The organism is Bacillus sp. BS3(2021), assembly GCF_021043345.1.
Taxonomy (GTDB): domain Bacteria; phylum Bacillota; class Bacilli; order Bacillales; family Bacillaceae; genus Bacillus; species Bacillus paralicheniformis.
Window position 1 is genome coordinate 20,723 of sequence record NZ_JAJNDM010000002.1, and the last position, 25,442, is coordinate 46,164.

A 25,442-nucleotide genomic window follows, 5' to 3' on the forward strand; every position below is an offset into this window, starting at 1 on the left:
TGAATATACGTATATACGGCTGTTACATTAGGATAGACGCGGGAGCGTGAAAAATAGTTTGCGGACTGGTCATTCTTTTTAAAAATATTTTATCATCAAGTGCCGCCAATCTCGATTTCATTTATAATGAATAGCAAATTCGAAGGAGGTGATCACATGGCAAGCATCAGAATGCCGGATCATGCAGCGTCTCATGCAAAGCCTGTTATCGGAAAAGGCGATACTTTGCATGGGGTGGACAAATAAAATCGCCTGAAGTAAGCTTTTCTGGTAATTGGCTTTGCCCCTTATTTTACAATCAAAGGAATAAGGAGCTGGCAAACATGGCATACGTAAAGGCTGCCGCTGTTCTACCTGAAAAGCTGCTATCGGAAATTCAAAAGTATGTTCAAGGGGAAACGATCTACATTCCCAAGACTGAATCCGCCCACAAAAAATGGGGTGCACGTTCAGGAGCAAGAAAGCTGATCGATGATCGCAACACCGCAATAAAAAGGGCCTTTAAAAATGGCGAAACGATTGAGCACTTAGCAGCGGAACATCATCTTTCCATCGAAACGATTAAAAAAATCGTTTACACAAAATAAACTGGAGCACGGATCCTTGTGATCGGTGCTTTTTAATATGGCGAGTTTGTTTATTAGCTGATTTCTGCATTTTCTATGCTTTCTCCGTCATGTAATGTAAAAGTGATCATGCAACGAGAGGAGAATATTGTCATGAAACACGGTGTATTGGAAGTACCCGGAGCAAAGCTCTACTACGAAGTGCGCGGCTCTGGGCCTATCTTGCTTATGATTCACGGGGGCAACGGCGATGCAGAATCATACCCGATTACAGACCGCCTATCCGACCGTTACACGGTTATCACATACGACCGCCGCGGGCATTCCCGCAGCAGGCTGGAAGATCCGAATGAAAATTACCAGGTTTCCGCACACAGCGATGATGCGAGCCGGCTGCTGGCCGCTCTGACGGATGAACCGGCCCATGTATTCGGCTGCAGCTCCGGCGCGGTCATCGGCCTTGATCTTGCCATCCGCCATCCTGCACAAATCCGCATGTTGGTCGCACACGAGCCTCCGATTCCGCAATTGTTGGCCGGCAGTGACCGCACCAAAGGGTTCGAGAGCTTGGAGAACCTTGAAAAACAATACAAACGAAGCGGATTACAGGCTTTAGAAGCATTCGCGAAAGCGATGGGCATTACGTCCACATCCCAGCCGGACCGTCCAAAATCCCGGACGGAGCAGCTTAGAGCCAACATTGACTATTTTATCCTGTCCGAGGTGCCGGGTTTAAGAGAATATTCACCCGACATCGGCAGGCTTAAAGCTTCATCGGTTACAGTCGTACCTGCCGGCGGCATTGATTCGCAAGGCTGTCTCCCGTACAGGTATGCAGAAGCATTGGCTGGTCATTTGAAAACGAAAGTGGTCGATTTTCCAGGCAATCATGTGGGATGCGTTTTATATCCGGAGGAATTTGCCGAAAGGCTGGACATGGTTTTTAGAAGATGTAACAACAAAAATACCAAGGGATGAAACCCTCGGTATTTTTAATCGATCCGCCGTTCGCAGAAAGCTTATGGCCTGTAATCGGCATTCGATTTTTCAATTCAATTGCATCCGTTCACTGATGCTTTAAACAGCACCCTAAATAAACATTCCCAAAAGGCTTAGCATTTTAAGAGCTGCAAAATTTGTTCATACGCATTCATATAAAGGACAGGGTCGGGATCTGCTCCTTTTTTCTTCGGCACGTTAAAATCCGATAATACAAAATGATGCTTCGGCTGAACATCATGCTTAGCTAAACAGCTCTTGACACAGCATAAAGGACAGCCGTCAATCGCAATGATATCCCGCCCGGATTTTGCTGTTTTGACAAGCGGTTTCACATCGCCGCCGACTCCGGCAATGCACGACATTTCGGCCGTTTTCTCCCGATCCATTTTAATGGCAATCATATTGGCCGTTTGCGCGGCCGAGGAACATCCGGAGCACGAATACACTAGAGGCAGATCAGTTCTTTTCATCGGTTGACACATCCCCTGTTTTTCTTTATTTTCGCCGGCAAAAAACTATCATTTACTTTACAGGAGGTGCGTGATGAAAACTGTGAGCCAGATCACTTTTTCTATTACTCTATGAGCTGAATCAAACAGCCCAAGCAAAAGCAAAACTGCTTCACACTCCTTTCCCGTATTCAATGAGAATACTCGCCTCCTTGATCTATATGGAATCCTCAGGAAAAAGAGCAGGGGCTTAAAAGCCCCTGTGATTTGTATAAAAAATTTGCGCCGGCTTTTTAAAGGCGAACCGAATGATCCATTCGGCCAACGCGATGCAAAGCACAATCGCTCCGAAAACGCCTATCGTGTAGCTGATGTCATATATCAGGCCGAGTCCTTTATGACACACGAAAGTGATCAAGTGAATGAACATATTGGTAAAACAGAATAGATAGCTGCGAATCATCCAATTCCGGTGCTTGATAAACTGATTACGCCGGGCTTTGATGACGGAAATAACCGTGGCGGCAGGCCAATACATATTCACCATGTTAAAGGCTATGCTGACGGCCTTCCCTCCGGTAGAATGCGGTGCCATATAGCCTGACGACAGCGTCACAATCAGCACGCAAACGACGTAGAGCCAGCCGTTAAAACGGTGAATCTTGCGGCTTTTGGTCAACAAGGCGCTGGAGAAGTTGACAGCGCCCGAAGCCATCGCCAAACAAGCGGCAACAACGTGAACATACATCACCTTCAGCCAGACCGGGAGATGAAAGGAGTCCCTCAGGTGAGATTTATGGCTGAGAAAAGATGTTGATTGCGGATCAAGAATTAAATTTTCAAACAAGGTATACAGAACATACACCGCGATTACGATCAGCATTGCCGAAAAAACCGATTGACTGCGTTGAGATTTCCTTTTGTTCAGCTTTCGTTCCTCCTAATACATCATGCTCTCTGAAATACCTATATTGTATCACGAAAGCGGACGTGCGCAGCAGCTTGGCATATCAAGCCCTCAATGACAAAACCTTCCCCATTAAAAACAGGCCAAGTACGATTTGTTGCTTGGCTCGAGCCTCCCGTTTTTCTGGAAAGCCGGAATAATTCTGTCATCTTTTGCGGCATACTTTTGAATGATGTCTCTGCTGAAATCGCGAGTCGATGACAATGGCTTCAACAATTTCAAGGAGTTGCCTCAGCACGCTGTCCAAACAGACGGATATGTATTTTGCAGCGGGTATGACAATACTTACGGACGGATTCATTCCCGCTTCTTATTCCGAACCAAATATGATTAATGAACAACGACCATTCTATAAAGATCTGGTTACAAAAAGAAGGATCAGTCTACTTCCACGCAAACCACCTCTTTACAAACGCATCAGGCGAATCTTATCTGTTACTTCAAATTTTAATGTTATTATAGATTTTAAAACATGCGGGGATCGGGCCTAAAAAATAAAAATAGAGGCATACATAAAGTGACAGAAGATGTAACTGACAACGATATACGCGAACAAAAATTATCGAGAGGCCTGAAAAACAGGCATATTCAGCTCATCGCCATCGGCGGAGCGATCGGAACGGGGCTGTTTCTTGGTTCGGGGAAATCAATCCATTTTGCAGGACCGTCGATTTTATTTGCTTATCTGATTACGGGAATCATTTGTTTTTTCATTATGCGTTCTCTTGGAGAACTGCTTTTATCCAATTTGGAATACCATTCGTTTGTCGACTTTGTCAGGGACTACTTAGGCGACATGGCGGCATTAATAACGGGTTGGACATACTGGTTTTGCTGGATTTCGCTCGCGATGGCCGATTTAACCGCGGTCGGGCTTTATACCCAATACTGGCTGCCTGATGTACCGCAATGGCTGCCCGGATTGATCGCCCTGATCATTTTGCTGATCATGAACCTGGCGACCGTCAAGCTTTTTGGAGAATTGGAGTTCTGGTTCGCATTAATCAAAGTTATTGCGATTTTGGCGCTGATCGTGATCGGCCTTTTCATGATCTTCAAAGGATTTCCCACCCATTCGGGCGCTGCCGCCTTTCACAACCTTTGGAGCCACGGCGGCATGTTTCCAAATGGACTGCACGGTTTTCTCCTTTCATTCCAGATGGTTGTCTTTGCGTTTGTTGGCATCGAACTTGTGGGACTGACAGCGGGGGGAAACGAAAGATCCGGAAAAGGTCATTCCTAAAGCGATCAACAATATCCCCGTCCGTGTTTTGCTGTTTTATATCGGTGCGCTCCTTGTGATCATGAGCATCTATCCGTGGAATGTCATCAACCCAAATGAGAGTCCGTTCGTCCAAGTCTTTGCAGCGGTCGGCATCATTGCGGCTGCAAGCATCATCAATTTTGTGGTGCTGACATCGGCGGCTGCGGCAAGCAACAGCGCAGTCTTCAGCACGAGCCGGATGATATACTCGCTTGCGAAAGAACATAATGCGCACGGCGCTATGACCAAACTGACCTCAAGCAAAGTGCCGAGCAATGCGTTGTTTTTCTCAGCGGTCGTGATTCTGATTGGCATCATGCTGAACTATATCATGCCTGAACAAGTGTTTAGGCTGATTACAAGCATCTCGACGATATGCTTCATCTTTATTTGGGGAATCACCGTCATTTGCCATTTGAAATACCGCAAAACAAGACCGGATTTAGCGAAAATAAACAAATTCAAGATGCCGCTTTACCCGTTTTCAAATTATGTGGTTCTCGGTTTTCTTACGTTTATCCTCATCGTCCTTGCACTGGCGCAGGACACCCGCGTTGCCTTATTTGTCACGCCGGTTTGGTTTATCATGCTGATCGCGATTTACAAGCTGAGGAAACCTAAGTCACAGCAAGTGTAGAAAAATGCGAATCGCCTGCAGAATGTTCTGCAGGCTTTTTGTATGGCTCATCATGTAAAATAAAAAAGATAACAGCTTGATCGCCTACAATTTCAATGGTCAGCCGCTTAGGCAGAAAGGGGAAAACAGATGAAAATCAATCAAATTGTAGATTTGTCGGTATCGTTAAGAGGTGATATACCGTCTGATCCGCCGGGGTTTGTCCCTGAAATCGAATATGCGGATCATAAGCAAGGAGCTAAACAGATGGTCCAGAGCTTTCCCGGCCTTTCCTCGCAAGATCTTCCCGGGGGAGAAGGCTGGTCGCTGGAAAAAGTGAAGATGTCCACGCATGCCGGAACGCATATCGACGCTCCATATCATTACCGTTCTGTTACAGACGACGGCAAGCGGATGATGACGATTGATGAAGTGCCGCTTGACTGGTTTCATGGCCCTGGCGTTAAACTGGATTTCAGACATTTGAAAGACGGGCATATCATTACCCCTGAAGAAATCGAACAGGAGCTTCACCGCATCAATCATAAACTCGCGCCCGGCGACATTGTTCTTGTGAATACGTCGGCTGGCGCCAAATACGGACAAAACGATTACCTGCACAGCGGCTGCGGGATGGGGCGTGAAGCCACTCTATTTTTAACGGAGCGCGGCGTACGCCTTGTCGGAACTGACGCCTGGAGCTGGGACGCTCCATTCAGCATGACCGCCAAGCGCTTTGAACAGGAAAAAGACCCATCCATTATTTGGGAAGGTCATTATTCAGGCAGCACCATTCCTTACTGCCAAATTGAAAAGCTCGCCAACCTTGATCAATTGCCTTCCACTGGATTTTACGTCATGGCTTTTCCGGTAAAAGTTGAAAAAGCGTCTGCCGGCTGGGCGCGCCCGGTTGCGATTCTTAGCGGTGAAAACGCATAAGAACGTCAGCAGCTTTTCGTTTGTGGGGATGCCGGCTAGACAGATAACAAAAATAAAAGCAGACATCAGCCTGCTTTTATTTTTGTTTTATATTCAGTCACAACACTTGCGTAAACAAACAATGAAATGAATACAAGAAACACGCGGCTCCAGCCATCACATTGAAGGTTCCCGATTTTTCATTGTTTGATTTCAACATCATGAAGAACAAACCGGAAAAGAAAAATCCGATAAACCAGCCGATTGGGATCTGGACAAAAGCTAAAATAAAACCAATAATCCCTATCGTTTGAAAAACTTGAGGTGCAAATTCGCGCAAAAGTATTCCCGCCCTTTTTCAGAAGAAATCCGCTCCCTTTTTTTGTATCATATCACATCTTATCAACAAAATAAGGAAAACAAGTGAATCTTTTGCTATTTATGTTGAAGCCAGGCTCAATATTGATTTTTGTTATGATCTTAAAAAAGGAGGTTTGATTACCATGAATACCTTATGCCGCAGCAAACAAGCTCCATTTGAATACACCTTATCTCTTATAGGTGGTAAATGGAAAATGAGAATCCTCTATGAGCTGGCGTGTGAAAAAACGATGAGATACGGGGAGCTCAAACGGGCTATGCCGTTAATCACCCATAAAATGTTAAGTTCCCAGCTGAAGGAGTTGCAAACTGACGGTCTGATTCACCGGGTGGAGATTTCTCAAAATCCCCTCAGAGTGGAGTATTCGTTATCAGACAGAGGACTGTCTTTATACCCTCTCATAGATGAAATGTGCAGATGGGGACAAAGAGAAGATTTGCCTTATGAGTAAAAAATACTTACTAAAAAGTGCGTACTTGTTTCCCGACGGGAGGGATTTTATACTGAATAAAAATTATTTGTAAGGAGAACAGGATGACAAAACAAATTTATATCATTCATGGCTACAGAGCCTCCTCAACCAACCACTGGTTTCCTTGGCTGAAAAAACGTCTGCTTGCAGACGGAATACACGCAGAAATTTTAGACATGCCTAATCCTCACCAGCCAAGGCTTAAAGATTGGCTTGATACGCTCTCTTTAAATAAGCACACATTAAATAAACATACTTATCTGGTTGCACACAGCCTGGGGTGCGCCGCCGTTTTGAGGTTTTTGGAACAAACGCAATTGCGTCAACCACTTGGCGGAATCTTGCTCGTTTCCGGCTTTGCCAAGTCACTGCCCGATTTAAAGATGTTAGATGAATTTACCGAGGAATCGTTTGATTTTCAAAACATCATTGAGTCAGCTAAGCATCGTGCTGTCATTGCCTCTAGAGACGATCAAATTGTGCCATTTGCATGGAGCAAAGATCTGGCGCAACAAATTGACGCTAAGCTTTACGAAGTTCAACACGGGGGGCACTTTTTAGAAACTGACGGATTTACTTCTTTGCCGATTGTTTATGATGTTTTAAACTCCTATTTCTCAAAAGAAACTTGCTAAAAACAATAAAGGATATTCGGATTTTAGGGCGGCAAAGGGCTTAGAAGCCGCCCTTCTCCAATTTCTTAATAAGTGTGGAAAAAATCGATGCCAAAGTTCCCTGTTTTGAAGTGGTCTGTTACGTCATGCCAATTGAAAATGTGTATAATATAGCTTTGTTGAAGGCACTTGAATGAAAGCGCGTTATGTTTCTTGTGAAGGCTTAGCACTTAAAGCTTCAAAATGAGTCATCTCTAATTTAGATCAGGGATATTACCTACCCAAGTTCCCAAAAGAAATGAATCCCGTTCATTGATATATCTTTCACGCATAAGGGTACACCTTTTTGTATTGGTTTTAAGAGAGCATAACTTTTTTATCAACCTTACATTCCTTTAATGATGTCGCTAAGCGAGTTATTTAATTCAATAAACTGTTTCTCTATAGGTGTAAATTTATGATTTAGTCGTGTAATGAAATATAAATCGACGTATCTATAAGGTGATGGAACTTCTAAATAATGATGGATATTGTAGCGATCTGCTATGCGCTTTGATACTAAGGAAATTCCCATACCCATCAATGCAAATTGCACTAAGGATTCTGGATCGCCCACTTCAATGATTTCCCCCTGTTGGATGTTCGAATCTTCAAAAATATGACATAATAATGTTAGATACAAGCACTTATCTGATAATACAAGTACGTTTTTTCCGTTTATATAATCATCAAATCTCGTATATTGATCTATACCTTGGCCTATGATAACCAATTCTTCATATCCCACTTTTTGATAACTTATCTTTTTATTGTTTAGCGATCCAATCGTATAAGCAACATCGATTTTTCCAAGGAGAACTTGATTTTCAATATATTCTGTTGAACCTGTTTTTAATGTTACCGATAAATCAGGATATGTATGATAAAGCTTATTTAAAGCACTTGAGAATTGAGTTCCACCAACAGATATCATCGTGCCAATACGGAGTTTTTCATCGTGTTTTTTCATGATGTTTTCGGTTTCTTCCCAAACGAACAAGATTTTCTTGTATTGATGATATAATTTTTCTCCCTCTTTCGTTAGTTTGACTCCTTTTGAATTTCTGATAAACAGTTGTTGATGATAATGAGTTTCGATTTTTTTTATTTTCGCAGTCATATTGGATTGAAGGTGATTCAATTTAATTGCAGCAGCAGATATGCTTTTTAATTCCGCCACTGAAACAAAAGCTTTCATGTTTTCAATATCCATTCATATTTCAACCCCCATCAAAAAAAGTGATATAACCATCATAACTTAACATTTAAAATGATCTCTAATTTTAATTATACTCGGTTTAAAGAGTTTTGGAGGGATAGCTAATGAAGAACAACGTGATAAAAGCAGGGATTATAGGCGGATCTTTGAATAATCAATGGGCTAGTCAAACACATATTCCGGTATTGAAGGAAAATCCTTTTTATGAAATAACGGCGATTGGAACATCAAAAATGGAAACCGCACAAAAAAGCGCTATGATGCTTAAGGCTGCCTCTGCTTTTACAGATTATAAGGAATTAGCACAATCAAAAGATGTTGATTTGGTAGTCGTCAGTATAAAGGTTCCTTTCCATTATGAAGCTTCGCTTGCAGCCATAGAAGAAAATAAACATATATATTGTGAATGGCCTTTAGGCATAGATACTGTGCAGGCTGAAAAACTGGCAAAATTGGCAGATGACGCAAACATTCATCATGCGATTGGATTACAAGGAAGGCAATCTCCAGAAGTCAATTATTTAAAGCGGGCAATCAAACAGGGGGAGATCGGCAAGGTCATCTCCTGCACGATGCAGGTAGCAACACAAGGAAAGGGAGGAATAACAGATGAAAAAAGCAGTTACCTTTTAAAAAGAGAAAATGGGGCGAACCTTCTTACAATCAACGGTGGTCACTCGCTTGATGTTCTTTGTTATATCCTGGGTGATTTTAAAGAATTATCAGCTGCAATGAACAGTCATTATACAGAAGCCGTTATACAAGAAACAGGGACAAAGATACCAAAAAACACAGCTGACCAAATTTTAATCCAGGGGACGCTCGTTAATGGCGCTTCAGCCTCTGTCCATATTCAGGGCGGAGTTTATCCAGCTTTTCAATTAGTGATTAGAGGGGAAAAAGGTGTTTTGCGTCTAACACAGCATAATTCCTCAGGACACGTACAATTTGGCAATCTCAAAGTCAAAAAGATTACACATCCTCATAATTTGTTAAATGCTGAAGATGTTTATTCTGAAGAAGTAAAAATATCCCCAGTAAAGGATCATGGTGCAAGAGGCTATGTTGAAACTGCTTATACTATTTTAGCGGAAGATATATTTGAACATAAAAATCAAATCCCAAACTTTCATGACGCTGTCAAACTGCACCGGTTGTTAGACGCCATTCGGAAGTCGGCAAAGACCGGTAAAAAAGTACTCTTAAAAAATGAGTAGGAACCGTATATCTTTTATTTACATGGTCCTTGCACATGCTGATCAAGCTTGAGCAAATTGTTATCCTAAAAACATGTACAAAAGCGAGCTCGACAAAAGTTAGCCCCAAAGGTTTATATACATAGACCTCCTTAAAAGTTTAGCGGCCCAGGGAGGTTACATCGTATTATAAGATCAATTAAGTTTACTTAAACAGTATTCTTAATTGATCTTTTTTATCATTAGTCTTAGGTAGAGAAAGCTATCAGTCAAATGAGGATGAGTAGGGGGATTCCTTGGAATAAGACACAGTAATCCTAGATTTCTCTAAAAAAGTCCTTGCTGATTAGTCTATTTGAAAAAAGAATTAAATATGAAATTTAGATCAATTAATTTCTTTGTGAGATGGGTTTTTTATGTAGAAATAAAGGAGAGAAAAAGAACTTTATTATACATTTAAAGTTTAAATGGTTTATTTTTCTTGAATATCAGTTTATATACCTGTATAATTTCTTGGTGATTTTATATAAAGGAGGATAGTATTGGATTATTAAACTTATTTTACTAAGGAGAGAGCTTGTTTGAAGAAAGTACTAAGTGTTTTATTTATAATTACATTTTTATTCACTGCCATTTCAACAACTTTCACAATGCCAGAAAGGGCATTTGCTGCATCGGGAGTTACGTTAAATGAAGCTCAAATGAAAAAAATTCAAAAAGAAGTAGAGATATGGAAATTATTAAAAAAAGAATACGAATCACTTGATAAGCAAAAGAAAGCCCTTTTAAACAAAAAGTTAAAAAAGGCGGCCGCTGTAGTAGATGTTAAGCTTAAAGCATTACATAAAAGAATTAAGAAAATAGAAGAAAAGATAATAAAAGAGATAGAAACTAAAATTATACCGGCCATAAATAAAGCATTATGGGTTTATAAACAAACAATGGAAGCGCTCGATGGCATTAATGAAATAATGGAGCAAATGATAGAAGGCGAGAACCAAATGATCAAAGGCTTAGATCAAATGAATGATGCTGTAGATGGAATGAATAAATCGATGGATAATGTTATACATTCCATGAATGAAGTTAGCGAGGCGATGGATGAATGTAATAAAGCCTTGGATGTCTCTATAAAAATAACGAAAGACATGACGAAAGAGACCAATAAAGCCAATGCTAACATGAACCAAATGGTTAAGGGTATTAACCAGGCCAACAAAGGTATGAACCAGTTAAATAAGTCAACTGACAAACTAAACAAAGCAATTAAAAAAAACAATAAAGCTTTAGATGATTACGATAAAAAATCAAGTAAAGTCAAAAATAAAAAAATAACAAAGAATCAGGCTAAGAAAACAAAACAACAAAAGGAACAGTTAAAAAGAGCCCAAAACAAAGTTGATAATGCTAACAAAAATTTAAAGAAGAATGAGAAGACTTTAAATGAGGGAGCTCTTGCTTTATCAGTTTTAATCGATTTTATTCCACTAGCATCTAATGTAAAAGGTGGAGCTGAGGCTATTACCGGCAAAGACTTAATTACCGGACAGGAACTCTCTGGATTTGAAAGAACTCTTGCTGGAGTAAGTGTTGTTACATCAGGTACTGCTAAGCTTGTAGGGAGAGCACTAAATATTTCAGAAAAAACTGCTAAGACTGCAAAAGTTGTTGAGGATGGTGCTAAAGGTGGAAAAGCAGATTTTGATGTAGCTTCCTTTGAAAAAAAGATAGCTAAAATGAATTTGAATGAAAAAATTCCATTGGTTAGAGCCACTGCTGCTGATTTTGCTAAGCAAAGAAATTGGAAAAAGGATTCAAAATTAACTAAAATTAATCAAAGAGATGTGTATTTGGATTCGAAAACAGGCAAATACTATGCAGTGGACACCCAACATGGTAGATTTGAAGTTGTTAATAAAAGAGGGAAACATCAAGGAGAAGTGGACTTTAACTTAAACGAAACTAAACCAGCTGACAAATCGGGACGTCATGATTTAAAAATGAACTAAGGAAGTGAAAATTAAAATGAACGATCTAGTTAACGAAACTATAGATAAATACTACAGAAACAATAACGAATCAGATTATCTTACTAAATGCCGCGAGCAGTTTGTAATACCAGAAGCAATAAAAAAATTTTCCGAGAATAATAATATGATAATCACAGACGTAAATTTTGGTGAAATATGGCCGTCGTCAAAATTAATATTTGAGTATGAAGACTACACAAAAGGGGAATTTGAAGTTACTTATAGTACCATTTTAATGCTATCTAAGCTTGCACCTTTATTTTATCTTCAGCACGAATTTCAAGTTGAAAACAGAGATGTGAATAGAACTGTCCCAACTCTTGAGGGTTTTGATACTCAACCTTATAACACTAAACAACAAGAATTTGAAGATTGTGTAAAAGAATATTTTTCAAAGAAAGAGTTCATTGAATTATCCTATTCGGAGATGAACGAGGTTGTATGCGGGCTGGATTTTAAAAAAGATGTCACGTTTTTTGGATCACAAGTAACAGTAGAGAATGCATTGTTTTTTGATCTACTAGAAATTTGTCCAGACTAAAATACAGTAATCTTATGTTATTCAAATAAAAAAGAAAAAGTTAAAGGTGAATAAAATAAAGTAATGAAAGAGGAGGTATCCAGTATCCTCCTCTTTCATATAGATTGGTTCCATCAAAGTGAGGATTATTTTTGCGATTTCTCATATTCCATTGCATGATCGCTGCCAGAGATGCCTTAGTTGTTGGATCGACAACAACTCCTACAGTAACCAAAAGTGTTAGCACATTTTAAGTCTTACTTCCAGTTGATTCTAGTTATTATAAATTTGACCCAACGCAACGACTTTACTGGATGTATAACCGCAGAAGTCATTTCCTTCAACTAACACGTTTTGTCCAATTTGTGGTCGATTCATCTGTACATAATCTGCATTTTTAGAGCTTCGAAAAAACCGCTCTTTTATTTCGGCGATAGTGGTGTTTTTTAAATGTAGCGAGGTTTTAAACGAACATATAAACCGTTTTCTTGTAAAAAAGGTTAAACTCCAAATGTTGTGGATGTTAGCTTGATGGTCATGTTCGGAAACCGACATGATATAAAAAAACATACCAACAAGCTTTGGTATGTTTTTTCTTAGGAAATCCCTAATCAATGAATATTAGGTTTTCTAAAATTACTGCCTTTGACTTCAGCTACGTCATATACAGTGACAAAAGCATTTTTATCAACTTCATTAATGATTTCCTTTAATTTGGTGTCTTCTAAACGGTTGATGACACATGTAATTTCTTTAAACTTTTCGTGGGAAAAACCACCGTAAGCTTCTTTATATGTAGCACTTCGGCCCAATTGATCGCGAATTGTCTCCACCATCAACTCAGGTTCTGTTGTAATAATTTGAAAGGTTTTAGAACCGCTTAATCCTTCCTCGACAACATGAATGACTTTGGACGCAATGTAGTAGGCGATGACTGATAGCAATGCCCCTTGCAAGCCAAATACAGCGGAAACAAAAATAAACACAAAAAGGTTAAAGAATAGAATGAGATCGCTCGTTCCAAATGGCAATTTGCGCGATAACAGCACAGCAAGCATATCAATTCCGTCCAATGCTCCGCCATTACGCAGCGCCAGCCCCATTCCAAAACCAAGGATGATCCCTCCGACAACAGTGACTAACAAAGTGTCCCCTTCGATTATAGCCGGAGTGTGGTGCATAAAACTTGTACCTGCTGCAAGTGATGCGATTCCGATAATCGATAATAACGCAAAGCTTTTCCCGATTTGCTTATACCCCAGCCAGACAAACGGGATGTTTAAAGCTGCGATAAGTATACCAAGCGGCAAGTCAAATAGTTGTGAACCAACAATGCTGAGTCCTGTCACTCCGCCATCAGATACATTGTTAGGAATCAGCACTGTTTCCAATCCATAGGCCGCTATGATTCCTCCGATCATGACCATTATAACTTTGAAAATCATTTTCGCTTTAAATTTCTTATGTTTTTCGATTTTATTCATGCCATTCCTCATTTCAAATTTTACGTTATATTTAAATATACCATAACAGTTTTTCTAGGTTCAAAAGTTCAATCACGTTTTTTGAGCGGCTGCTGCAAATACCGATCATTACATTGGATTAAGGTAACCCTTTTAGACTTGGAACATTCATGTGCCGGCAGAGCTATATTGCAAGCACCCCTTTATTGGTTTTTCACCCCCCATTCACATAACCCTTCTAAAACCGGCAATAGTGATTCCGCTTTACCAGTGAGACTGTACTCGACCTTTGGGGGAACTTGAGGGTACTCTTTCCGCTTCACCAGACCATCCGCTTCCAATTCCTTAAGTTGTGAACTCAATGTTTTATAAGTAATAGCCCCTATTTGTCTTTTCAGCTCATTAAAGCGAACCGGTTGATTTTCCGCGAGGAGGTAAATAATAACCATTTTCCATTTGCCGCCGATCACGGACAATGTGTAGCCAAAAGGTGTATCTTGAATATTTTTAACTTTGCCTTTATATTCAGCCATACTCATATTAACACTTCCCTTTCGGATAGTACCTATCAATAAAGTGCGTACTGTTTTTTTGTTTGCGTTCATTTTATACTAACCGTAATTTGAAGTAAAGGAGACGATAACATGGCTAAAAAAACGATACGTCTGTTGATGCCGCAATGGCAAGGGGGAAACAATCCCAACTACTCTTTTGGAGCGGAACTGCTTGCTTGGCTGGCTCCTGAAAATGATCAGCCCCTTATTCATGTTCCGGTTCAAACTTATGATGGAACTCCGCTTGAAAACGAAAACGGAATAAACGGGAGAAAACAACTGCTGGAACAATTGGAGGCTGCTCAGCATATCATTCATGCCCATAAGCCGGATCGCATTGTCATGTTTGGCGGTGACTGCTTAGTCGAACAAGCACCATTTGCTTATTTAAACGAACGATACGGCGGGGACTTAGGTTTAATTTGGATTGACGCTCACAGCGATTTAGTTAGATATGCAGGATATGATAACGGTCATACTTTACCGCTCGGGAACCTTTTGGGAGAAGGAGATGAAGAGTTCGCAAAACATGTGAACATTCCCCTTAAACCTGAAAATGTCTTTATCGCGGGATTAGCAGCTCCTACAGAAGAAGAAACAAACGCGATATCAAAAGCACTTCAAAGACAAGGTATAGTTCCCACAGAACCAGACACTGAAGTGATTCAAAGACTTGGGATTAGAACTGCCGGAACTAAAGAGTTAATGACCAGTACCAATTCTATAAAAGAATGGATAAAAGAAAGCAACATCAAGTATCTGGCCATACACCTTGATTTAGACGTGCTTGATCCGAAGGCGTTTCGTTCTTTATTATTCGCCAATCCTGAAGCACCTGTAACTTTTTCTCCTGAGGGAACAATGCAAATGCCGCACCTGCTTCATCTTCTGAAAGAACTCTCTTCCGAAACAGATGTAGTTGGATTAGGTATAACCGAACATTTGCCGTGGGACTCTATTCATTTGAAGAAATTGCTTAGTGAAATCCCTATTTTAAATCAATAATTTCATAAACGGGACAACAACAAATTAATGGAGTCGGTAACCCTCCATAAATAAATACCAAGGGGTCATAACCCTTGGTATTCCTATGATGCGGCCGAGAGACTTGAACTTTCGCGGGCTGCGACCCCATTAAGTCTTCGACAAAGATGATTCGGCCTAACCATTCGGCCTGCCTTTTTATTTCCCGCTCGATCTTTAAGATGCTGCATAAATGACGGCTCTGATTCCGACCTTTAACTCCTGCATGGGGTTGAAGGTGGATTTATATTTAATTTTCCAGCCTCTTTTTCATCACTGCCGCCAATTGCTCCGCATTGGGATCTCCTTCATTTTGCAATTGATCAATGATGTTCATGTAGTCTGTATCATTTCGGTTTTGACTTAATTTATATGCAGCCTGAATGTCTTCCACCTTAATCTTAAACCCGACAATCGCTTTCAGTTGTCTTTCTAAAAGTTGAGGAGAAAGGTTATCCCATAAAATTGGATTTTCTCGGTGTTTTTCGTATTTTCCCATCATAATTGTTAATTCTTCTATTAATTCATCTCTCTCTAGAATGCTTGCTTGACCGTATATATGGATGGCTTGATAATTCCATGTCGGCACTTCCTCATGCCCATACCAGGAAGAAGAAATGTATGCGTGCGGCCCCTGAAACATAACAAGCACATCTTGACAGGTTTCAAAAGTTCTCCACTGCGGATTTCCAAAAGAGACATGGCCGGTGATATAGTAATCATCACCTTTTTTATTGAACCCCAAAGGCAAATGAGTAGCGATTGGCTTCCCTTGTTCTGTCGTAACAATCGTGCCAAAAGAGTTTTTTTGGACAAAATCCAAAATTTCATCAACATTTTCGACTTTAAAATATTTTGGAATATACATCGTCATCCTCCTTTCAAAAAAGTTATAGGAGTGTTTTGGTCATGATCAAGTCCGTTTGTTCTTCATCTCCCATATAAAAAGAGTGAGCACCGGTTTGAACAAACCCCATTTTCTTATAAAAAACAATTGCGTTTTCGTTTTTTTCCCATACGCCCAGCCAGATTTTCTTTTTATTCAGTTCCTTCGCAATTTCCATAGCTTTATTGAACAGATATTTGCCAAGCCCATGTTTTTGAAACTCGTTCTTGATATAAATTCTCTCAATTTCAAGTGATTCATCACCCATTTTTTCAGTTTGGGCCTCATCAGTATTGACCTTTAAATATCCAGCGATTTCATTGTTACAATAGACAAAAAAGAATTGCGAAGCTTTGTTGGATAGTTCTTTTTCTAATTGTGTTAAGTGAAACGCCTTTTCCAAATAGGCCTTCATATTTTCCGGCGAGTTCTGATGCTTAAATGTCTCATTAAAAGTTTCACAACCAATTTCTTGAAGATTTTGTAAGTCTTCAAGGGTGCACCTTTTTATATTTACTGTCATTTCAATCTGCCGCTCCTTTATGCCGTCAATAATTTCTCTTGTTCCCCTTTTTCACGAACTCCCAGTCTTTTTCTACATTTTTTCTTACTCTTTGAAGAAGATTGAAGATGGTCTCCGCTTCCCCCTCGGAAAACCCCTTTAATGCCACACGATTCGAATGATCATTTTCTCTTTTTATAAAAGGAAATACCTCATTCCCCTTTTCCGTCGGAAAGAGTTTTTTTATTTTTTTGTTATATTCATCATCTCTCCGTTCAATAAAGCCCTTCATTTCAAGTTTTTTTATAGCGCGGGCTGCGGTGGTCCGGTCCACTTTAATCATTTCAGCTAACTTCTCCTGAATGATTCCCGGGTTTTCGCATATTCGGACAAGGTACAAATATTGCCCTTTTGTCATGTCATGTTCTTTAAATTCGATATTGCTTATAGAATCCAAAGCCCGGGCAATCATCCCAATTTCACGAAGAATATCCTTCATCATAAACTCCTTTCGAATATGTTTTTGTTGCAAATACAACATAAATGACGTACATTAAATATACCGGAATTTTGTTGTATTTGCAATAAAAATAAAGAGGGCGAGTTAAGTGAAATATGTTTTTTATGTATTAGGAATTTTAATCTTAACCCTTGGGATTGCTTTTACGATTCAATCAGATCTTGGCGCTTCGCCTTTTGACGCACTTTTGGTGGGACTGTCCATACATGCGGGGCTTACTGTGGGAAGTTGGGAAGTCATCATTGCTTTGCTATTCATAGGCTGCAATTCTTTTTTAAAAAGCCAAAGACCGAAAGTTTTAGGGATGCTAACGGCGTTTATAACGGGGATCGGCATTGATATGTGGCTTTTTTTCCTGCACTTTTTTATCACACCAGAACAATGGTGGAGCAAAGTGATTTGTTTTGGAATCGGCTTGGTTGTTACAGGTTTAGGAACCGCGACATACTTATACACAAATTTTGCTCCAATGCCAATTGACCGATTCACATTCATCATAAAAGAATTAACGAGAACCAACATATTTGTTTCGAGAACCATCATTTACCTCGTCTTCTTGACAGCGGCAGTCATCTTAAAAGGACCGATTGGCATCGGAACTTTATTAACCGTTTGTTTAGGAGGGCTTGTTCTTCATTTTTTTATGCCGTTTGCTGGAAAAGTATTAGGCCGCTTTACAGACGCTCGTATATTACGATAAGAAATGTTTTTAATGCCACTCCCTACTTTTTCACAGAACTTTTATTGAAAATCATCAATATGATTCCGGAAGCTATTAGACTTACAATCAAGGAAGAGAGAGATAATCTAAATATATTTTTCACTCCATGAATGAACAATGACCATAAAACATATATGGAGATTGCACTTAAAGTAAACATTCTGAACCATCTAGGTATTGCGAGCCAAACTTTCAATAGATAAGTTGAGAGTTTCCCCATTTTGCGCCTCCTTGTTATCTATTCGACCTTTTACCAAAGCCTAACATAGTTAAAAACAAAAAAGAAAAAAATACCAAGGACTCATAACCCTTGGTATTCCGGTGATACTGCCGAGAAAACTTGAACCTTCATGGGGGGTTCCCCCATAAGGACTTCAATAAAAGTGAAAGTATTTTGTCCGTTACAAAAGTTATTTCAAGCATTTGAAATTTGTATTTTGGGCATAAAATGTTACTGTTCAAGCAACATGAATGTGTTCTTATCGAAACGAATGAGGGATTTATACTAAGTTTTTGTCTTGAACTCCCGAATTGATTGCATCCGGCTTATCATTTACCTTCACGAGACCATGCCACCACAGGAATGAGTAATAAGGATAAAATTCCTCCAGTAAGTGATAATGTTAGATAACTTGAGCCTGCCACAATCATTCCGGACAATGCTCCGCCGGCAGCTCCTGACAACGCAATCAGAACATCCACCGTACCTTGTGTTTTCGCCCGTGTGGCCGTTTCAGTTGAATCAACTATCAGTGCAGTCCCGCTTATCAAACCAAAATTCCACCCTAATCCCAGCAAAGAAAGAGCAATTACGATAAGAACCATAGAATCTCCCGGTGCAAATGCTGCTATTAAGCCTGCCAGAAGCAGCGTAGTTCCAGATGCAATCGCCATTGCAGTACGTCCCAACTTATCAACAAGAACCCCTGTAACAAGTGAAGGGAGATACATGGCACCTATATGAAAGCCAATAACAAGACCAACTGCACCCAAGTCAAGCCCATGATGTCTCATATGAACCGGTGTCATTGTCATAATAGCGACCATTACAATTTGGGTAAGAACCATAACGGCTGCACCAACAATTATGCCTCTTTTGTTTTCTGTGTGTTCAGTTGTTGTCAAATGTCCTTTATCACTTGGTTCTTGCTTGATCGATTCGATTGTTCTTGCGATAACTAATGGATCTGGACGAAGCATGATGAAAAGAACAACACCTGCTAAGATATATGCCGCCGCGGCTAAAATGAAAGGGCCCGCTAGTGACGGAACACCGATAGAATGGGCGAAACCCCCCATCACATTCACTAAATTCGGACCCGCAACCGCGCCAAATGTCGTCATAACCATCGTCACACTGACAGCAGTCGCCCGCTGCTTACGATTTGCCAAGTCCGTACCTGCATAACGAGCTTGTAAATTTGTCGCTGTTCCAGCACCGTAAATAAGCAATGAAGCAAATAACAAGAAAATACTATTTATGATTGCTGCAATGATAACTCCTATTGCTCCAAGACCGCCAATCATAAAACCGGCTGAAAGACCTGCACGACGACCATAGCGTTGAGAAAGTCTGCCTACAAATAAGGCTGTCCCCGCTGATCCTAAAGTAAATAAAGCTGTCGGGACCCCTGCGTAAGCATCCGTTCCGAGCATTTGCTGAGCAATAAGGGCACCGACAGTAATTCCTGCCGCCAGCCCTGCACCGCCAAAAATTTGTGAAACACTTACAACAAATAATGTACGCTTGTATAACGTTTTTTGTTTTTCTGGGGAACCAATGTAGCTTTGTAATGAAGCTGATTGAACGTCTAACGATTTTACACTTTCTTTGTGCAGCATGATCTAACCTGCCTTCCTTGATCAACCTCCAACTAGATTTGAATCATCATAACACGCGCAAAAAAACCATACAATATTGAAATTGTATGGCGGACAATAATTAGGCAAGATCGTTTAGCAAGCGCCTAAGGATTATTAATCCTTTTTCAAGCTCTTCGAGCGTTTCTGGTGCACATACAGAAACCCTTACCGCCCTTTCCGGACAACTATTCCCAACTACGAAGCGTTCAGCCGCATACACTTGCACTCCATGTTCAGCAGCTAATTTTTCAAATTCAGCACCTGTAATCCCACCCGGTAACAACAACCACCGAAAGATGCCTGTTTCACCACCTAAACACGTATAGTCAGCAAAATATCGATTTGCGATTTGGTTTCTGCAAATCGTTTGTTCACGATGCCCCTCAATTAAGACTTCAAATTGATTTGATACAATCGTGCGCGCAGCAAGTTCTGCTAATAGCGGGGAAACCGTTATATTTAAATTATAAAGCGCCCTCGAAACCGGCTCCTTAAATTGATACGGCACTGCAACATACGCCAGTCGCAGCCCCGGTGCCAATGATTTAGATAAACTTGCGATATGGATCACCTGTTCCGGCGCGAATGATGCAAGGGCTGGAAGTGGATTTTTGCCAAGAAGATGGTACGATGCATCTTCAATAACAAACAAATTATACTTTTTTGCAATTTCTGCGATGACCTTTCGATTCTCTACAGACATAAAGGAAGCTGTCGGGTTATGGTAATCCGGGATCAAATAAATGCCTGTAATGTTTTCATTTTTATAAGCATATTCAAGTGACTCCGGCTTCATTTCACCGTTCTCGGATTTTATCGGTACGATTTGCACACTTAGCATTGATGCAACAGTTTTTAATCCGGGATATGTATGATGATCAACACCAATGCGGTCTCCAGGCTTACAAAGACCCGCCAATGCGGCAGCGATCGCATTTTGTCCCCCATTTGCAAATAAAATGTGCTCAACGGTTGTTTCAAAACCGCCTCTTCGAATTAGCTTTACAGCTGCATCCTTTTGCCAAAGGCTTTCGCCCGACCGGCCATAACCAAACCATTTTTCATAATCTGTCTCTTGCAGCATGCTGCTCAAATGGAGCATGAGCGGCTCGTAAGAAGCATGATCCGGCAGTGTGGCGCCCATTTCAATGAGCTTTGGCTTTGTATCCTCAAGTAAATACGCATTCGATAACGCATCATACGATACAAATGTGCCGCTCCCAACAGTTGCACTTAACAGGCCCTTTAACTCACACATTTTAAACGCCTTTGAAATGGTACTCAAATTTAAATCCAAATAATCAGCCAGTTCCCGCTGAGGAGGAAGCTTTGTTCCAGGCAATAAAACTCCGTTTACTATATCCTGCTCCAATTGCCTTGCAAGTGCTTTATAAATGGGCTTTTCAGTTTTATCAATCGATGGCTTCCAGCTCATCGGAAAGTTTTCAAAAGAGTTGATCGGCATGAGACGCCATCCTTTTTTCGTTCTATTATATGGTTGTGCTGTTTATAAAACAATTATTAAGAAATGACGGACAAGTTAGACTGCGACTTTAAGTAATAGGTACTAAATCGACAACATCAGGTGGAAGTCCGGCTTTTATAAAAATTGCAGCAATTCATTTTTCTTGAATGTTGGACTTTTTCAATGTAGTTTGCTACTTTATAAAAACCGTTTTTCGCCTTTTTGGCATAATTTTTTAGCAATCACGGCTCTTTCAAGTATGTACCGGATTGCTTGTTAAGCTAATTTTTTGGCTAACGCCGAAGCCCAGTGCTGAGTATGGAAACTCTTTGATGTTTAGGATTATCATGAGCGCCATGATATGAATTTCTTTTTGAGACAGTTGTCCTACAGATGGATAGCTAACAGTCTAGGTGATATTTCTTTGTTGTGTCTGCGCTGTAGTAGAGGCTGCACTTACACTAGGAGCTAAAAACAAAGACAATATTGACATAATCTCAAAAGAGTGCAAGTTTATTTATAGAAGTATTAACCTAAGGAGCCAATAACAAATCATGAATAATGTTTCATTAATATATAAGGAATTTGGTGATCCCCTTCAAAAATTACAGCTATATACCGGAGAAAAGCTTCCTCTTCAGCCAAATGAAATTCTTGTCAAAATGATTGCCAGTCCAATTAATCCATCAGATTTGCTTCCAATTAGAGGGGCCTATTCTCATAGAATTAAGCTGCCGGCTGTTGCAGGATATGATGGTGTAGGAATTGTCATAGATCAGGGCAAAGATGTATCACCATCATTGATTGGAAAAAGGGTCCTCCCTGTAAGAGGAGAGGGAACTTGGCAACAATATGTAACCACCAAAGCTGATTATGCAATAGAGCTGCCTCCATCAATAAGTGATAACGACGCCAGTCAACTGTATATTAATCCATTAACAGCCTGGCTAATTTGTACGGAATCATTGCGTGTTCAGCCGAATGAAATTGTGTTAATGAATGGCGGAGGTACATCTATTGCAGGTTTGTTTGCGCAAATTTCTACTATACTGGGATTCCGTTTAATTGTCATTACAAGAAACAGCCGCAAGATAGAAAAACTTCAAAAACTTGGGGCATGGAGAGCCATCGACGCTTCCAACGGTTCTATATATGAACAGATTTCTGATGCTTGCGACATCGGGGTTGACCATGCAATTGACTCTATTGGAGGAGAAAGCGGCGAACTGCTGGCGAGGACGTTAAAACCTGAAGGAACGTTTGTCAGTTATGGTCTGTTGTCAGGTATACCAAACGATTGGCGAAAGTTACACAATGTATACCATGTGTCACCACAATTATTCGCCTTAAGACTTTGGAACGAGAGACATTCCGTTTCTGAATACCGCAATCGCTTCTCGCAGGTGATTAAGCTCGTTGAGAGCGGAAGAATGGTCATCAATGCTCCAGAAAAAGTATATGATTTTAAAGATTTCTATGATGCGTTGAAGCATTATGAACAGCCGGGTTTGAATGGAAAAATACTGTTGAACTTTGCATGAAGGAGATGTAACCAAAAGAAAGAAAAAGTAGTAGTTGTAATTGAAAAGAAAAATAAAAAATTTATATAAATTCCGCATTTTGTCAATCGATTATGTTATACTGTAAACAACCTTTGAAGCGTTAAATCTTTTTCTATTACCTTTTACCACCTCCCTACTCGAACGTTGAGTAGGGTTTTTTATTAAGCATTATACAGAGAACATAAAAAAACAGGCCCTATATAAAGAGCCTGTTTGTATAAACGATTGAAGATTAAGCAGTTTTTTGAACGTTAGCAGCTTGAGCTCCGCGAGGACCTTGCTCAACGTCAAATGTTACTTTTTGACCTTCGTCTAATGATTTGAATCCGTCACTTTGGATTGCAGAAAAGTGTACGAATACATCGTCTCCATTTTCACGTTCGATAAATCCAAAACCTTTTTCTGCATTAAACCATTTAACTGTACCTTGTTCCATTTTTGTTGCCTCCTAGTGCGTTACCGCACATTGTATTACTATCCTTGCCCAAAGTATCATCAAGACGAAAAGTCAATATTCATACTATCCTTTACACCGAACAAAAATAATTCTCCTTTATCATAACAGGAAACGGAAATAATTGCAAATCATATTATCGTTTTATTCATGGCATTTTTTCTTAAACGTGTGGATAGCAGTGCAGAAGCGGTAGGCGTCAATTATTCTGCATCAAATATATAACATGTCTAAGAGGTCTAATAGGTTTGAAAACACCGTGAAAATGAATCGCGAGTGTCTTCAAACCTTTTTCTTTGCTAAAATTGATTTTCTTTAAAAAGCTCTGCTGTTTCTTGTTCGTGATGTCTGTTCCTCAAACAATCAATGTCCACAGTCTAAAAAGAACAATTCCCATAGGGAAGCAGGGAGAGAGTTTTGCCCGATAAAGAGCCGGGTATAATTTTCATACGCCTTTTGTATCCCGGCCAACTCTGCAAATCAGTTTCGAGTTTCCAATAAAGAGGGCTAAGAACGATACTTATATGATGTATGACACTGGGACTTCAAAGGCAATAAAACGTACACTTAGAAACTCATCAGGGAAGGGGAAACTTTAAAAAATGAATGACCAAAACCTAAAGACTTTGAGAAAACTGGTTACACCTTATGAAAACTCCGATTTACAAAAAAGTATTTCTCAAATCATTAACACATTGGTACCATTTTTCCTGTTATGGTGTTTGGCATATAAGAGCTTGTCGATTTCTTATTTCCTTACATTAGCGATTTCTATCGTTGCGGCAGGTTTTTTAGTGAGAACCTTCATCATCTTTCATGATTGCTGCCACTATTCCTTTTTTAAAAACAAAATGGCGAATCGAATCCTTGGAACAATTACAGGAATTCTGACTTTGCATCCTTTTGATCACTGGGGACGCGACCATTCTGTCCACCATGCGACAAGCAGCAACTTGGACAAACGCGGTACAGGCGATATTTGGGTACTGACCGTTGAAGAATATAAGGAAGCCTCAACTAAGACAAAAATAATGTACCGTTTGTACAGAAATCCGTTTGTTATGTTTATGATTGGGCCGATTTACGTCTTCGGGATTACCAATCGTTTTAATCGTAAAGGGGCAAAACGCAAAGAACGGATGAATACGTATGTAACGAACCTGGGAATCGTCGCTTTGACAGCACTTTTATGCTGGGCTATTGGCTGGCAAAACTTCCTGCTGGTTCAGGCGCCAATTTTTATGATATCGGGATCTCTCGGAATTTGGATGTTTTATATTCAGCATACGTTTGAGGATTCTTATTTTGAAGAAGATGAGCATTGGGAATATGTAAAAGCAGCAGTTGAAGGAAGCTCTTTTTATAAGCTTCCAAAAGTGTTGCAATGGCTAACAGGCAATATCGGTTTCCATCATGTTCATCATTTAAGCCCGAGAGTCCCAAACTATAAGCTTGAAGAAGTGCATAACAACATTAAACCATTGCAAAACGTTCCGACCATTACACTGGCAACAAGTCTTAAGTCATTAAAGTTCCGCCTGTGGGATGAAGAAAGCAAAAAATTTGTTGGTTTTAGCCACTTAAAAAAAGCTTCTAAAAACCAAATATCAGCACACCTAAGAACGGATTAAACAACTCCCCATAATCGATGATAACCGGCAGTGTATCTTGCAGAATAAAAGTGCAGACTCGCACAACGGTTTTGTGCAGAGGTCAGCTTTAGTGTCAAATATACTTGCAGACTTGGACAATGCTGTACATTTTTTGCCGATTTTCCGAAAAAAAATAATACCAAAGGTAATTAAAAGTTTGGTATTAATTGGTGTTCAACCGAGAGACCTGAACCTCCCACGGGGTTGGCCCTCAATAAAGTGAAAGCTTATCATGGTTTATGAAAGCTTATTTTCATTGCATCTATTTAATCGATTACACAAAATTTGATTGTTTTTTATTAATTATGGAGTAAGATTTTCAGTAAAGCTTACCAAAGTTGATTTTCTAGTGAATATTATCACCGGACTGCACCATTCTTACCGTTTTTTGCCCCACTTAATATCATAAAATGCACCATCATAAACCATAAATTGCACGAGGTTGATATGTGAACCTGACGGAACAAGAATTTCGTCAGGTTCTTTCTGCAATTTGGCTCTTGTTATATCAAAGTAATCTAAT

At 40.0% G+C, this 25,442-nt stretch carries 23 protein-coding genes and 2 pseudogenes; 13 read left to right on the forward strand and 12 right to left on the reverse strand.

The features are described 5' to 3' along the window. The first annotated feature begins 323 nt into the window (after window positions 1–323). Together LQ247_RS05420 and LQ247_RS05425 are read left to right on the forward strand one after the other, a co-directional pair. Window positions 324–587: a CD3324 family protein gene (locus LQ247_RS05420; RefSeq protein WP_020450308.1), complete on the forward strand. Its 264-nt coding sequence runs from the start codon at window positions 324–326 to the stop codon at window positions 585–587. Between the two features lie 132 nt (window positions 588–719). Then, a complete protein-coding gene (locus tag LQ247_RS05425) occupies window positions 720–1,544 on the forward strand; it encodes an alpha/beta fold hydrolase (protein ID WP_224146443.1) in 825 nt (274 codons plus the stop codon). Window positions 1,545–1,678: 134 nt separating this feature from the next. On the opposite strand, the gene LQ247_RS05430 is transcribed toward LQ247_RS05425, so the two are convergent. Further along, a complete protein-coding gene (locus LQ247_RS05430) occupies window positions 1,679–2,038 on the reverse strand; it encodes a putative zinc-binding protein (protein WP_020450306.1) in 360 nt (119 codons plus the stop codon). A gap of 229 nt (window positions 2,039–2,267) precedes the next feature. Beyond that, window positions 2,268–2,900 (reverse strand): DUF2306 domain-containing protein, encoded by a 633-nt coding sequence (locus LQ247_RS05435; RefSeq protein ID WP_020450305.1) that lies wholly within the window; start codon window positions 2,898–2,900, stop codon window positions 2,268–2,270. A gap of 601 nt (window positions 2,901–3,501) precedes the next feature. On the opposite strand from LQ247_RS05435, the pseudogene LQ247_RS05440 reads away from it, so the two are divergent. The 4 genes and pseudogenes from LQ247_RS05440 to LQ247_RS05455 all read left to right on the forward strand — a co-directional run bounded on the left by LQ247_RS05440 (window position 3,502) and on the right by LQ247_RS05455 (window position 7,271). Then, a pseudogene (locus LQ247_RS05440) lies at window positions 3,502–4,885 on the forward strand (amino acid permease). A 129-nt stretch (window positions 4,886–5,014) separates the two neighbouring features. Beyond that, entirely contained in the window at window positions 5,015–5,803 is a 789-nt protein-coding gene (locus tag LQ247_RS05445; RefSeq protein ID WP_195258887.1) for a cyclase family protein, read from the forward strand. A 482-nt stretch (window positions 5,804–6,285) separates the two neighbouring features. After that, window positions 6,286–6,615, forward strand: coding sequence for a winged helix-turn-helix transcriptional regulator (locus tag LQ247_RS05450; RefSeq protein ID WP_020450298.1), 330 nt, complete (start codon window positions 6,286–6,288; stop codon window positions 6,613–6,615). A gap of 83 nt (window positions 6,616–6,698) precedes the next feature. Next, complete coding sequence (locus LQ247_RS05455; protein ID WP_020450297.1) at window positions 6,699–7,271, forward strand: RBBP9/YdeN family alpha/beta hydrolase; 573 nt, start codon at window positions 6,699–6,701, stop codon at window positions 7,269–7,271. 40 nt (window positions 7,272–7,311) lie between these two features. Here the strand turns inward: LQ247_RS05455 and LQ247_RS22270 are convergent. Both LQ247_RS22270 and LQ247_RS05460 read right to left on the reverse strand, forming a co-directional pair. After that, window positions 7,312–7,452, reverse strand: a pseudogene (locus LQ247_RS22270) (ISL3 family transposase); the annotation flags it as partial. A 183-nt stretch (window positions 7,453–7,635) separates the two neighbouring features. After that, the gene (locus tag LQ247_RS05460) at window positions 7,636–8,502 is read right to left on the reverse strand and encodes a LysR family transcriptional regulator (protein ID WP_105980739.1); all 867 of its coding nucleotides are present in this window, start codon (window positions 8,500–8,502) and stop codon (window positions 7,636–7,638) included. Between the two features lie 110 nt (window positions 8,503–8,612). On the opposite strand from LQ247_RS05460, the gene LQ247_RS05465 reads away from it, so the two are divergent. The 3 genes from LQ247_RS05465 to LQ247_RS05475 all read left to right on the forward strand — a co-directional run bounded on the left by LQ247_RS05465 (window position 8,613) and on the right by LQ247_RS05475 (window position 12,275). Further along, window positions 8,613–9,725 carry a Gfo/Idh/MocA family protein gene (locus LQ247_RS05465; RefSeq protein WP_231005685.1) on the forward strand — a complete coding sequence of 371 codons (1,113 nt, stop codon included), beginning with the start codon at window positions 8,613–8,615 and terminating at the stop codon, window positions 9,723–9,725. A 560-nt stretch (window positions 9,726–10,285) separates the two neighbouring features. Continuing rightward, window positions 10,286–11,713: a pre-toxin TG domain-containing protein gene (locus LQ247_RS05470; RefSeq protein WP_026580601.1), complete on the forward strand. Its 1,428-nt coding sequence runs from the start codon at window positions 10,286–10,288 to the stop codon at window positions 11,711–11,713. A gap of 16 nt (window positions 11,714–11,729) precedes the next feature. Continuing rightward, complete coding sequence (locus tag LQ247_RS05475) at window positions 11,730–12,275, forward strand: hypothetical protein (RefSeq protein WP_020450293.1); 546 nt, start codon at window positions 11,730–11,732, stop codon at window positions 12,273–12,275. 590 nt (window positions 12,276–12,865) lie between these two features. Here LQ247_RS05475 and LQ247_RS05480 read toward each other — a convergent pair. Both LQ247_RS05480 and LQ247_RS05485 read right to left on the reverse strand, forming a co-directional pair. Beyond that, complete coding sequence (locus tag LQ247_RS05480) at window positions 12,866–13,738, reverse strand: YitT family protein (protein ID WP_025810048.1); 873 nt, start codon at window positions 13,736–13,738, stop codon at window positions 12,866–12,868. A gap of 182 nt (window positions 13,739–13,920) precedes the next feature. Then, window positions 13,921–14,256, reverse strand: coding sequence for a winged helix-turn-helix transcriptional regulator (locus tag LQ247_RS05485; protein ID WP_020450289.1), 336 nt, complete (start codon window positions 14,254–14,256; stop codon window positions 13,921–13,923). A 105-nt stretch (window positions 14,257–14,361) separates the two neighbouring features. On the opposite strand from LQ247_RS05485, the gene LQ247_RS05490 reads away from it, so the two are divergent. After that, entirely contained in the window at window positions 14,362–15,276 is a 915-nt protein-coding gene (locus tag LQ247_RS05490) for an arginase family protein (RefSeq protein ID WP_105980736.1), read from the forward strand. A 268-nt stretch (window positions 15,277–15,544) separates the two neighbouring features. On the opposite strand, the gene LQ247_RS05495 is transcribed toward LQ247_RS05490, so the two are convergent. Genes LQ247_RS05495 through LQ247_RS05505 form a run of 3 tightly spaced genes read right to left on the reverse strand, consistent with a single transcriptional unit; the run spans window position 15,545 to window position 17,181 of the window. Beyond that, the gene (locus tag LQ247_RS05495; protein WP_231005686.1) at window positions 15,545–16,162 is read right to left on the reverse strand and encodes an FMN-binding negative transcriptional regulator; all 618 of its coding nucleotides are present in this window, start codon (window positions 16,160–16,162) and stop codon (window positions 15,545–15,547) included. Window positions 16,163–16,184: 22 nt separating this feature from the next. Beyond that, entirely contained in the window at window positions 16,185–16,703 is a 519-nt protein-coding gene (locus LQ247_RS05500; protein WP_101561567.1) for a GNAT family N-acetyltransferase, read from the reverse strand. 25 nt (window positions 16,704–16,728) lie between these two features. Beyond that, complete coding sequence (locus tag LQ247_RS05505) at window positions 16,729–17,181, reverse strand: MarR family winged helix-turn-helix transcriptional regulator (protein ID WP_101561568.1); 453 nt, start codon at window positions 17,179–17,181, stop codon at window positions 16,729–16,731. Between the two features lie 109 nt (window positions 17,182–17,290). On the opposite strand from LQ247_RS05505, the gene LQ247_RS05510 reads away from it, so the two are divergent. Beyond that, window positions 17,291–17,902 carry a YczE/YyaS/YitT family protein gene (locus tag LQ247_RS05510; RefSeq protein ID WP_101561569.1) on the forward strand — a complete coding sequence of 204 codons (612 nt, stop codon included), beginning with the start codon at window positions 17,291–17,293 and terminating at the stop codon, window positions 17,900–17,902. Window positions 17,903–18,472: 570 nt separating this feature from the next. On the opposite strand, the gene LQ247_RS05515 is transcribed toward LQ247_RS05510, so the two are convergent. Next, a complete protein-coding gene (locus LQ247_RS05515; protein ID WP_231005850.1) occupies window positions 18,473–19,768 on the reverse strand; it encodes an MFS transporter in 1,296 nt (431 codons plus the stop codon). Between the two features lie 97 nt (window positions 19,769–19,865). Beyond that, window positions 19,866–21,251, reverse strand: coding sequence for an aminotransferase-like domain-containing protein (locus LQ247_RS05520; protein ID WP_231005687.1), 1,386 nt, complete (start codon window positions 21,249–21,251; stop codon window positions 19,866–19,868). Window positions 21,252–21,805: 554 nt separating this feature from the next. Between LQ247_RS05520 and LQ247_RS05525 the strand changes: the two genes are divergently transcribed. After that, the gene (locus LQ247_RS05525) at window positions 21,806–22,792 is read left to right on the forward strand and encodes a zinc-dependent alcohol dehydrogenase family protein (RefSeq protein ID WP_231005688.1); all 987 of its coding nucleotides are present in this window, start codon (window positions 21,806–21,808) and stop codon (window positions 22,790–22,792) included. A 253-nt stretch (window positions 22,793–23,045) separates the two neighbouring features. Here the strand turns inward: LQ247_RS05525 and cspC are convergent, their stop codons facing one another. Continuing rightward, window positions 23,046–23,249: a cold shock protein CspC gene (gene cspC, locus LQ247_RS05530; RefSeq protein ID WP_003179166.1), complete on the reverse strand. Its 204-nt coding sequence runs from the start codon at window positions 23,247–23,249 to the stop codon at window positions 23,046–23,048. Between the two features lie 620 nt (window positions 23,250–23,869). Here cspC and LQ247_RS05535 point away from each other — a divergent pair. Continuing rightward, window positions 23,870–24,898 carry a fatty acid desaturase gene (locus LQ247_RS05535; protein WP_231005689.1) on the forward strand — a complete coding sequence of 343 codons (1,029 nt, stop codon included), beginning with the start codon at window positions 23,870–23,872 and terminating at the stop codon, window positions 24,896–24,898. Window positions 24,899–25,442: the final 544 nt, after the last annotated feature.